Here is a 6,753-nt window from a genome sequence, read left to right on the forward strand (position 1 = left end):
AATCAGACCTCTCCGTTGCGGCGAATACTCAGTGACTGCGCCAATTCCCAAGGGGAGACCAGAATAGCGCGCTGTGTGCTGGTCGCGGACCCTGCTGTGCGCGCTTCCTGGAGAGCCGGCAAGGATGGCGACGACGGTACGTGTGCCGGCATCGCGACATCGGTGCGGCGAGGAAAGAGAGCAAGCAGTTCAACGACTTCGCGAGGGCTGACTGGCAACACACGATGTACATTCGCCACCGGCACGTCATACTGATCGTGCCGGTGTCCGCTGGTGCCACGGTTTATCTTATTGGTGGCTTTCCCGATGATGGTCGTCCCCATTCTTCGTAGTGCGGGCGGAAACCGCAGCCCGCAGCAGTTGTACGCGCTTTCGACTTGGAGCTATCAACCAGCTTTACGGCGTAACCTGGCTCGCGAAAGCGGTGCCATCGGCACCGCTAGCGGCACACCCGTAGTTCGCAATAAATCCGTCACAGTTGCGACAACAATTGTGTCACTGCGAGATCGACGGCAGGCGCGGATTCGGTTGAAAGATCTGGCGCCGAAAGCGCTGCCGGTGTCGGCCATCTACGGCCGCTCGACAAAAGTCGGAAAGGGACAATCGAGCGTCCGCAGTACGCTGTGACGTGACACACATAGTCGATGCCGCGAGCACTACCGAACCAACCCGATCGCCCTTCGCTGCCGGTGGGGATGCCTGTCGGCCACTTGAAACAAGCCTACACTCACCGGGCAATAAAGTCGCAGAACAGCACCGTGTCGATATGCTCGAACCATTCCAGCGCCTGCGGATAATACTGCTTGAGCGTATTGCACAAGCGATTAGTGAATCGCGTCTTGTCACCAACCAGTTCACGTCGCTGCTCGATCAGGGTCATTAGGGAACGCATGCTTGCGCTCTGCGGTCTGAGCGGAGCAAATCGCTCGGGATGGCGCAACAGCGTAAGCGATCAGTGAAGGCCCCCTGAGAGTGATAGATTATCCAGTAGGGACATGCATGCTTGTGCTCTGCGAAGGCAATATAGTGAGCCGGTGCGACGGCGAACCCAGAGTATTCGTTGACGAGCGCAAGCGCACCCGCGGACTCGAAGCTAAAGCGGCAAACGTCCAGGCGTTTGGGTCGACTTATTCGTAGCCCGCGGGTGCATGTTCCGCCTGCACTGGCAGCAAGCTGCCAGTGCAACAAGTATCAACGAAAGCGGAACGGACTATCTATATCGGGTCGACTACGGCCGACCGCGTCCGGCATCTCCGCGCTCACTTGACACTCCATGAGATTCGGGTGGCCGCTATCAACGGCTTTGCGTCCGGTAGACCAACTCGACCCGCTGTCCGCGATTGAATACGTAAGTGCCCCCATCGTACCAGCGCTGAATCGCGCAGCGCGTCCGGCCACTTCCGCATGACCGCCACCGCATGTTCACTGAAGAAATCGGAAGGATCGATCATGTTCACCTTCGCGGCCTATTGAGCTGTCGAAGCGTCCATTGAATATTGATGCATCATGCCGGAATCGTGCCGGGCCATCGCGGCCTGGCCATGATCGGACAACTGCGCATCGAACCACACGTGCAGCGCGGCGACAAGGCGAGGCTCGTCCGAGCATTACACGATTTCGCCGCCATTGGGCAAGTCTCGATAGTGGATCTTCAGTTTGCCCGGCTGGGCTGTCCGCAGGGCAGCGAGGCCCGGTATATCGCCACCGTGGATCTGCTCCGGCGCCTCGAAGTCACCCGCCGCGAACTGCTGGGCGATTCCGGTCAGATGCCTGAGGATCAGGGAGACCTGCTTCGGATCATGATGCTTCGTGACGACCTGCTGGATCCCGCCGTCTGCGGTCTTCGTAAAAATGTGAGTGGTAGCGGCAAGCGAGAATGGCATCACCTTTGCGCCCTGTTGCGCAACGTCCCCCTTGCGTGCCGTGACTTCGGCGATGGCGGGCGACGAGAGAACGGCGGCGCCGAGCAGGACGACAGCCCATGCCACGATGACAGTTGCTGAAGAGCGTTCCATGGGGTACTCCAGTCGAAAGTGCGCAAGCAGTTTAGCTGCCGGTATGCTGCGCGGACTATGACTGCAATCATACGTCGCAGTACGCCGTATTCGCGCGTCCGCTATGTGCGTCGTATCATCGCCGAAGATGCGGCCAGCTACGCCAATTCAAATGGGCAGGAGCAGTTTCAAGCTGGCAATGATCAACACAATGCCAAGCAAGCCACGAATTTGACGAGGCGACAGCCAGCGGCTGCCAAGATATGCCCCGAACCAACTCCCCACGAGCACCATCAGCGCCAACGGACCAATCCCATGTGGAAGGTGATTTGTGGCGGTCCAATCACCTGCCAGCGCCGCAATGGAATTGCAGAGGATGAACAGCGCGGAAACGGACGCAGCGGTGCGGACGGATGACCATCCACAAAACAGCAGGAGCGGTGTTATTAGGACGCCTCCACCCACTCCGGTCAGCCCCGAGGCCAAGCCGATCGTTGCTCCCCAAGCGAGCGCGACGGACTTAGGTGGTGGTCGCACAGCCTGGTCGTTCAATGGCCTACGCGCCAGCGACAGTGTTCCAGCGATCAACAGAAGTGCGCCAAGTAAATACTCGAACCCTGCATTCGGGAGCGTTATATAGCCACCTAATAGCGCCATCGGTACGGCCGGCAATGTAAATGGCCAGAACAAATCCCAGTCAAAATGACTGTCCCGTATGAAGCGCCAGCTTGCAACCAGGGAGACCAGGATATTCAGGACAAGCGCGGTAGGCTTGATGCTATCGGGCTCGTATCCCATCAGCGCCATTATGGCGATGTAACCAGAAGCGCCAGCTTGCCCTGTGCTGGCGTAGAGCAACGCAACCGCCAGAAACGCACCGCAGATCAGCAGTGTCTGGAAATCAATCATTGCGCGTGTTAACCGGGATGTTGGAGCGACAGTAACGCACCGTAAACTGGCGAATGCCCGCTCTACGTAAAGTAGCGGCATTCTCCCGTACGCAGGATAGACCGGCGACGGCGGGCCGACTACAGAAATTCATCGGCAAAGGCGATCTGCTACGCACAAGCTGTCGACGGACATCCGAGTTTAGTCACTCACAGGTGATGGCCCACACCTCCGCGCGGACGTTCGAACGTCGGCTTGGCCCCCCACGACGTGCCATTCGAGAGAAAATCACGTCGGTCGCGCATCGCCTTCCAGAACCCACGCATGACGCATAGCACACGTAGTTGGACCGACGGGTACCGCTGCGGCTATGCATCGGGTACACAGTGAAAGGGCGCCCGCTATTCCCACGAGCCTATATCGGCGTCGTCGCCTTCACCGCCTTGCTTTGCGTCGGCGCCATAGCTGAATACGTCGACCTCACCATGCACACCCGGATTGAGATACCGATACGCGTTGCCCCATGGATCATCAGGCAAACGCCGGAGATAGCCTCCGTCCTTCCAGAAGATTGGCACCGGATTGGTAGCAGGTTTCTCGGTCAACGCCCGCAGGCCTTGCTCCTGGGTTGGATAGCGGCCATTGTCGCGGTGGTATTGCCTCATCGCCTGCACGATCGCGCCGATGTCCTGTTTCGCAGCGACACGCCTCGCTCCTTCCGGGCCGCGCATGATCTTCAAGGTGACTAGCGCGGCGAGCAAGCCGAACATCGCGACAACGACGATGACTCTTTTAAAAGCAAACCCTTGCTGATCACGCCCGTGCAGACCCACGATTTCCTTGCGGCGACCAGTCCTCATTTTCATAACATGATGCCTATTGTTCGGGAAGAAACGCTCGGGCTTCCTCGCGGCCAGAGAGCGGTCAAACAGGCCCGGCCGGTCATTCCAAGTTTTGTCGTGCCAGGGATGTAAAGTAAATGTAGTCTTCAGAGCCGCCAGACGATGAGGAGCGATCCTGCGCTCCGACCGGAGACGTGTCGTCGTGCGCCGATACGGGGATCAGAGTTAGAGTGCGAAAGTGGCCATTGCTGTCGCCAGCTTCGAGTTTCGAAGAACACCGAAGTCTGGGGCTCCCAGTGGGCTGCCAACTCCAGGTGTTCGCCGTTTTTGAACGAAATGCCGATGCTTACGACTCGTCCTCTCCCAGAACGGCATCGATAGCCGCTTGACCAACCTTCTCTGCGATCTCCAGAGCCCTTTCGCGAGTGAGCGGCCCATTGCAAAGCTTCGTCTCGGCGCCAAGTTCTTCGACCACGCCGACATTGTCGTTTCCTGTTATCCAGAACGTTGCGTCATACAGGCCTCTGGAAGCCTCCGTCAGCCTCACATGAATATCAAAGCCGCGATGCGAGAAAACTCGAAGCATGGAAGCCCCGCGAGAACGATAGAGAAATCCGGTTAGTCAATCTTCTGCACGTTCCGCGAACTTTCGGCCTGCTGGATCACCCGTCTGCAGACATCGAAAGCCGCTCGAAACGCGTCATCGGGATCATCGAATGGACCCTTGATGTACTCGGTGTCCGCGCGAATTTTCGATAAGCATTCCGATGTCTCACCGTACACGGGCGGCTCGACAATGAAGTATCTCGCTTCCCCCGCCGGGGTGAGTCTGCTTGCTACTGTTGCCTTCATTTGCCAACCGTTGAATGTATCGATCCGCGTTTCCATATGCCTCCCATCAGATCCCGTAAAGTCCGTCGCGTGATGGCGGACATTGCTCCGCGGTAAGGCTGCGTTATCTTTCCGTCCAATGCAGCAAAAGACCGCTCGACCCGTTGGATACGCTGCAGTCCATCCGATGCAGACACGTCCGGCCTTCTACCCGACAGCAGTGCCCTGGCGTTCCTATCCGAAGCGCGTGTCCAGCCATTGCTGCGCCCAGCGCTTCGCATAGGCAATGGCATCCTCGCGTGCTTCGAATCCAGCCAGGTCACCACTAAGATGAACGTCGTTACTCGCTGCCATCCGCACGATTGGCGCTGATACGCGCGTGCGCCATGTATTCCCCGTCCGTCCGACGGGGTGTTGGGACGATCCGGAAACGGATTGAATCGGAACGCATGTATTCACCTTGTCAATCAGGGTGCGGCTTCCAGCTGCCGCAGAGTCCATCGTCGTCGTCAGGCTGCGCGCCTGCTGAGAAGGGCCATGATCTGCCCCGCCTCGCAATCCGACTCGCAACCTGGCATACCGCTTTCTCGCAACAGCGCGCGAACTGCGACGAACATCCGGTACGCTTCCGGATCGACCTCATGGCGACGGTCGCCGATCAGGCTATCCAGGTCGGCGTTCGCATCCGACGGAAGATATTCATCGATAATGTCGCGGCCGCGGACCTGGATGCGTCTGAGCAGGTCGTTTCTGTTCACGGTGAACCTCCATCGATATCAGAAAGCCATAGCCATTGCTCCAGCGCGGAACAGCGGATACGTGAATGGAGAAACGTTCAGGACTTCATATCGACCACAGTCTCGCCCGGTGAACAGGTATCGATGAGGCGCTCTGCATATTCGATCGATGCACGACGCGCATCGCCCGCACTGCCGAATGGGCGGCTGGCTGCGAGGCAAAACACCCGGCTCCGTTGAGTGCCGTCGGGCTCCTCCGGTCCCAGGATTCGTACAGCCGCATCAAACCCCTCGTCGTAGTTATGGCAGGCACCGGACGCGGTTGGCCGGTGCGGATAAACCAGTGGGCAAATCTCAAGTCCACGGTAGAGACGGGCAGCGACAGTCATGATGTCACCTTCTGGCCGCACGTTTGCGGCAAAAGCGGAGATAAGGACGCACGCGACCGCCTCGACACATCTGGACAGCGGTCGATCGCGTTTCGTGGTCTGCGATGGAGGGAGGCGGCTCGATCCCCGAGGAAGGCTGCAGGAAGAGGGCTGGGATCGGTCGCAGGTCGACTGATGCACCCATGTTACCCCTCTCCAGCCGTTTGTACAGCGAAAGTCGTGTCAGGCTTGCATTACCCCGGCGCGGCGCTCATGGCGTAGCAGGACATCGCGATAGATTCCGGGCCGACGCGTCAGTTCCCGCGGCGTGCCATCGTCGACAAGGCGCCCGTGCTGGATCACAACGATGCGATCGAAGTTCTGCAACGTCGAAAGACGATGAGCGATGGCCACAACCGTACGGCCCTTCATTAGCTTTTCCAGCACAGCCTGGACGACAGCTTCCGACGCGCTATCGAGTGCGGACGTCGCCTCATCGAGCAAGAGGATTGGCGCGTCCTTCAGAAAGGCGCGCGCGATCGCGATTCGCTGCCGCTGGCCGCCAGAAAGGCTCGATCCATGCTCACCCACAACGGTGTTCAGGCCGTCGGGCAACGAACGGATCAACTCCAGGCACCCTGCATACTCGCAGGCCTTCATCACCTGATCTTCCGTTGCCTCAGGGCGTCCGTAGCGCAGGTTGTCGAGCAGCGAACGGTTGAACAGCGAAATGTCCTGAGGCACGATACTCACCGCGTCTTGCAGGCTCCTCAGGCTCACGTCACATAGGCGCTGCCCCGATATGCATACTGCGCCGGCGCCCGCAGGTGGATCAAACCAGCGAAGGAGCAGCGCGAGTACCGTGCTTTTGCCGGCACCGGACACTCCGACAAGCCCAACGCGCTGCCCTGCATCGATATGCAGGTTGAAGTGATCCAGCACGCGACGTCGTCCCGGATACGAGAACGAGATATTCTCAAAATCAATGTTCGCGTCGCGAATCTGCAGATCCGGGACGTCCACTCCCTGCTCCATTTCCCGCGGGATGAGCAAGGACTGCGCGGCCTCCGCAAGACGGGCGACATGCTGGGTC

At 59.0% G+C, this 6,753-nt stretch carries 7 protein-coding genes and 3 pseudogenes; all 10 read right to left on the bottom strand.

All coding sequences use genetic code 11. The features are described from left to right. Positions 1 to 730: 730 nt before the first annotated feature. Positions 731 to 943 (bottom strand): annotated as a pseudogene (locus BFD71_RS39940) (IS110 family transposase); the annotation flags it as partial. A 523-nt stretch (positions 944 to 1,466) separates the two neighbouring features. Next, positions 1,467 to 2,015 (bottom strand): annotated as a pseudogene (locus tag BFD71_RS36815) (aspartate carbamoyltransferase). Between the two features lie 147 nt (positions 2,016 to 2,162). After that, on the bottom strand, positions 2,163 to 2,903 hold the full coding sequence (locus BFD71_RS36820) for a sulfite exporter TauE/SafE family protein (RefSeq protein WP_069269115.1): 741 nt from the start codon (positions 2,901 to 2,903) through the stop codon (positions 2,163 to 2,165). A 380-nt stretch (positions 2,904 to 3,283) separates the two neighbouring features. Continuing rightward, positions 3,284 to 3,748: a type II secretion system major pseudopilin GspG gene (gene gspG / locus BFD71_RS36825; protein WP_069269116.1), complete on the bottom strand. Its 465-nt coding sequence runs from the start codon at positions 3,746 to 3,748 to the stop codon at positions 3,284 to 3,286. Between the two features lie 322 nt (positions 3,749 to 4,070). After that, a complete protein-coding gene (locus BFD71_RS36830; RefSeq protein WP_069269117.1) occupies positions 4,071 to 4,310 on the bottom strand; it encodes a hypothetical protein in 240 nt (79 codons plus the stop codon). A 32-nt stretch (positions 4,311 to 4,342) separates the two neighbouring features. Next, positions 4,343 to 4,612, bottom strand: coding sequence for a hypothetical protein (locus BFD71_RS36835; RefSeq protein ID WP_141710939.1), 270 nt, complete (start codon positions 4,610 to 4,612; stop codon positions 4,343 to 4,345). Between the two features lie 177 nt (positions 4,613 to 4,789). Then, positions 4,790 to 5,006: pseudogene (locus BFD71_RS42550) on the bottom strand (hypothetical protein). Positions 5,007 to 5,064: 58 nt separating this feature from the next. Then, complete coding sequence (locus BFD71_RS36840; protein WP_069269119.1) at positions 5,065 to 5,313, bottom strand: hypothetical protein; 249 nt, start codon at positions 5,311 to 5,313, stop codon at positions 5,065 to 5,067. Between the two features lie 77 nt (positions 5,314 to 5,390). Then, positions 5,391 to 5,681, bottom strand: a complete 291-nt coding sequence (locus tag BFD71_RS39955) for a hypothetical protein (protein WP_083245695.1) — start codon at positions 5,679 to 5,681, stop codon at positions 5,391 to 5,393. Positions 5,682 to 5,903: 222 nt separating this feature from the next. After that, the coding region (locus BFD71_RS36845) for an ABC transporter ATP-binding protein (RefSeq protein WP_141710940.1) at positions 5,904 to 6,753 on the bottom strand (850 nt) is incomplete at its 5' end.

It is taken from the genome of Paraburkholderia nodosa (assembly GCF_001718195.1).
Classification (GTDB): Bacteria; Pseudomonadota; Gammaproteobacteria; order Burkholderiales; family Burkholderiaceae; genus Paraburkholderia; species Paraburkholderia nodosa_A.